Source organism: Mycobacterium sp., assembly GCF_049278535.1.
Classification (GTDB): Bacteria; Actinomycetota; Actinomycetes; order Mycobacteriales; family Mycobacteriaceae; genus Mycobacterium.
Genome location: NZ_JBAPMI010000240.1, coordinates 1 through 3,776, shown reverse-complemented (window position 1 = coordinate 3,776; position 3,776 = coordinate 1). Strand labels below are relative to the sequence as shown.

3 protein-coding genes are annotated in these 3,776 nt (G+C 64.2%); 2 read left to right on the top strand and 1 reads right to left on the bottom strand.

Annotated elements, in window-relative coordinates; all coding sequences use genetic code 11:
- Both WAO18_RS16490 and WAO18_RS16485 read left to right on the top strand, forming a co-directional pair.
- On the top strand, positions 1-1,321 hold a 1,321-nt coding region (locus WAO18_RS16490; RefSeq protein WP_422207325.1), incomplete at its 5' end, for an MMPL family transporter.
- 11 nt (positions 1,322-1,332) lie between these two features.
- Positions 1,333-2,535, top strand: coding sequence for an NAD(P)/FAD-dependent oxidoreductase (locus WAO18_RS16485; protein WP_422207324.1), 1,203 nt, complete (start codon positions 1,333-1,335; stop codon positions 2,533-2,535).
- Between the two features lie 187 nt (positions 2,536-2,722).
- On the opposite strand, the gene WAO18_RS16480 is transcribed toward WAO18_RS16485, so the two are convergent.
- Positions 2,723-3,776 (bottom strand): alanine/ornithine racemase family PLP-dependent enzyme (locus WAO18_RS16480; RefSeq protein ID WP_422207323.1); only part of this gene is annotated, 1,054 nt, incomplete at its 5' end.

Here is a 3,776-nt window from a genome sequence, read left to right as displayed (position 1 = left end):
GTACACGGTCACCCAGAAGCTCGCGAACGCCGCGGACGACAGCTCGAAAACCACGGGGGAGACGGCGGCCATCACGGACGAAATCCGTGACAATTTCGCGAATTTCGACGATTTCTACCGGCCGATCCGCAGTTACTTCTACTGGGACAAGCACTGCTTCGATATTCCGATCTGCTGGTCCACCAGATCGTTGTTCGACTCGTTGGACGGGTTCGATCAGCTGGCTGAAAAGTTCCACGCCCTCACCAGCGACCTCAACAACACGGCCGCGGCCACGCGCGAATTGCTGGCGATCATTCCCGAGAATATCGCTGTCTCGAAAGCGATCCGGGATACGACGCTGACCATCTACAGCTCGTTCAACAGCCTGATCGATCAGTTCGACCGGTTGACCGACACCAGCGCCGTGATGGGCAAGTCATTCAACAACTCTCGGACAGAAAGCCTGTTCTACCTGCCGCCCGAGATCTTCCAGAACTCTGACTTTCAATTTGGGTTGAGCCTGATGGTGTCGCCGGACGGCAAGGCCGCTCGCTTCATCATCACGCACGCGGTGGATCCGGCGACGGTGGAGGGAATCGCGTCCGTCGGTCAGGAGCGCGCAGCGGCCAAGGAGGCGCTGAAACTCACCTCGCTGGAGAACGCCGACATTTATCTCGGCGGTACGGCCGCGACGTTCTATGACATCGCCAACGGTGCCAAGTACGACCTGATGATCGCCGGGGTGGCCTCGATCGTGCTCATCTTCATCATCATGGTGATCGTCACCCGCGCTCTGGTCGCCGCAGGCGTCATCGTCGGCACCATCGTGATGTCGTTGGGGGCGGCCTTCGGGTTCTCGACACTGATCTGGCAGCACCTTGGTAACTTCCAGTTACATTGGGTGGCAACCGAATTCGCGTTGATTGTGCTCTTGGCGGTGGGATCCGATTACAACCTGATGCTGGTGTCCCGAATCGAGGAGGAGATCGGAGCTGGCCTGAAAACGGGACTCATCCGCGGCATGGGTGTCACTGGCCCGGTGGTGACTGCCGCCGGTGTGGTGTTCGCCGTCACCATGGGCACGATGATCACCAGCGATCTCCGGGCGATCGGCCAATTCGGCACGACGATCGGCATCGGCCTGTTGTTCGACACCTTCGTCGTCCGGTCGCTGATCACGCCGTCGATCATGACGGTGATGGGACGCTGGTTCTGGTGGCCGAAGCGGGTACGGGTCCGCCCGGCCAGCCAGATGCTTCGGTCCGTCGGCCCGCGCCCGCTGGTTCGCGCACTCTTGTACCAGCCGCGGCACGAGGCCCCGCCGGATCCGCAGACGTAGCTGTTAGCCCGGTGAGCGACGTCGTTGTGCTCGGCTCGGGGTTCGCTGGTCTGTGGGCCGCACTTGGTGCGGCCCGCCGAATCGACGAACTCGGCGTCGCACCCGGCGAGGTGAACATCACGGTCGTCAGTTCACTGCCGTACCACGACATCCGGGTGCGCAACTACGAAGCCGATCTGTCGGCGTGCCGCATTCCGCTGCGGGATGTACTCGACCCGGTCGGGGTCGAGCACGTCGCGGCCGATGTGACGGCGATCGACCCAGTTTCGCGCACGGTGGCCACCGCGCTCGGTACCCGCAGCTACGACCGTCTCGTGGTGGCGTTGGGCAGCCGAGTGGTCAAGCCGGACATCCCCGGTCTCGATGAGTTCGGCTTCGACGTCGACACGTACGACAGCGCGCGAAGGCTGCAGCGGCACCTGATGGAGATCGCCAACGGTCAGCACACGCTCGCCGCGGCGACTGCGATCGTGGTGGGCGCCGGACTGACCGGCATTGAGACCGCCTGCGAACTGCCCGCGCGGCTGGCGAAGCTGTTCGGAGACATCACTTCCCGCGTCATACTTGTTGACCGCAACCGGTACGTCGGCTCGGACATGGGCGCGTCGGCGCGCCCGGTGATCGAGGCCGCGCTCACGGCGAACGGGGTGCAGACCAGGCTCGGTGTTGGTGTCGCCGCGATCGATCTAGACGGAGTGGCATTGTCGACGGGGGAGTGGCTGGCCGCGTCGACAGTGGTGTGGTGTGCCGGTATGCGCTCCAGTCCGCTTACCGCGGATCTGGGCGTCGAGTGTGACGGGCTCGGCCGGGTTGCTGTTGATGAGCAGCTGCGCGTGATCAACGTCGAAGGGGTGTTCGCTGCCGGGGATGTTGCGGCCGCGTGGATGGACGATGGGCACATTTCGGTGATGTCCTGCCAGCACGGCAGGCCGATGGGGCGGTTCGCCGGCTACAACGTCATCAGCGATCTACTTGGTGAGCCGATGTTGTCTCTTCGGATTCCCTGGTATGTAACAGTTTTGGACCTCGGACCTGCGGGGGCCGTCTATACCGAAGGCTGGGATCGGCAGGTGATCGCCAGCGGGGCCGAAGCCAAAGCCACCAAGCGCACAATCAACGGCAGGCGAATCTATCCGCCCCTCAACGGAAGTCGCGACGAGATCTTCGCCGCCGCCGCACCGACGCTGCAGTCGCGGCCAACCCCCGAACACTAGCTTCGGCCTTCGACCGTCTTCCTCGTCCGCAACAAGCGGTCAGTAGTCCCAGCCGGCCGGTACGCAACGGAAGGCGTCGCCGGCGACTGCCATGATTTCTCCTTCTCGCCGCCTCAGCCGACAGCATCCTGAAATGCCCTTCGTCCGCTTGAACGCGAGCCAGTCCGAAAACTCATCCAGGTAGTTCTCAAAGAGTCAGTCGCGCGACTCCGCCAAGGTGCTCGATCTTGGTGACGAAGGGCGATGTCATCGCCCGCACCAGTGCTCCGTAGTTGACACCGAAGTCGATCTCGTCGCCGACCGCGACGGGGTGATCGCCGAGGTCGACCACCAGGTGGTCGCTGCTTGTCCCGAGGATCGTGATGCCCTCGGGTGGCCGCAGACCGTCCGGGTCCACGTCCTGGCGACCGAGGGCCAGGATTGCTTGATGCACGGTCCGGCTGCCGGTGCGGGCTGGCGCCTCGCCGAAGGCCGCCTGAGCACGATCTCCCCAGGGTTGAGCCGGTTTCGCGGCAACCTCGATGACCTCAGCGGTCAAGGTGAAGGCATCCGTGTGCAGGCCGGGGATCGGTGTCCGATACAGCGGATCGACGCCGATGAGGATGGCTTCGCCGAGTCGGAGCTCATCGATCCGGCCGACGTCGTGGGTGTGCAGAGCCCAGTTCAGGTTCGCCGAGTTGCCGCCTGAGACGACGTCGAATGAGATCCCGTGCAGCGCCTCGATGTCGTCGGCGAGCCCGGAGAGGACGCCCATGTTCCGGTCGTCGGGCACGACACCGTTCTGACAGGCGAGGTTGGCGCCGAGCCCAACCAGTCGGAGGGAGGAGTGTCCGAGGACGGCCCGCACGGCCTCGGGGACGTCGTCCAGCGCGACGCCCTCGCGTAGATCACCCAGCTCGACCATGAGCACGACGGCGTGCATCCGGTTCTGTTGAGACGCAGCTTGATTGAGCGCTGCCAGCACGACTGCGTCGGTATTCAGACTTACGTCGGCGACGTCGACGACCCGTGCCACTTCGCTGAGCATGGGGCTGCGGATCGCCGTGCGTAACGGTAATTGGTCGAGCTCCGCTAGCCGAGCGAGGTTCGGCACCCGGGAATCACCGAGTCCGCGGGCGCCGCCGCGCAGCATCGCCGCGCCGACTCCCGGCGAGCCCAACACAGCCTTCGTGATGCCGGTGACCCGGATGCCTGTCGAGGCAAGCCGGTCAACCAGGGTCCGCGTGTTCTGCTCGATCTTG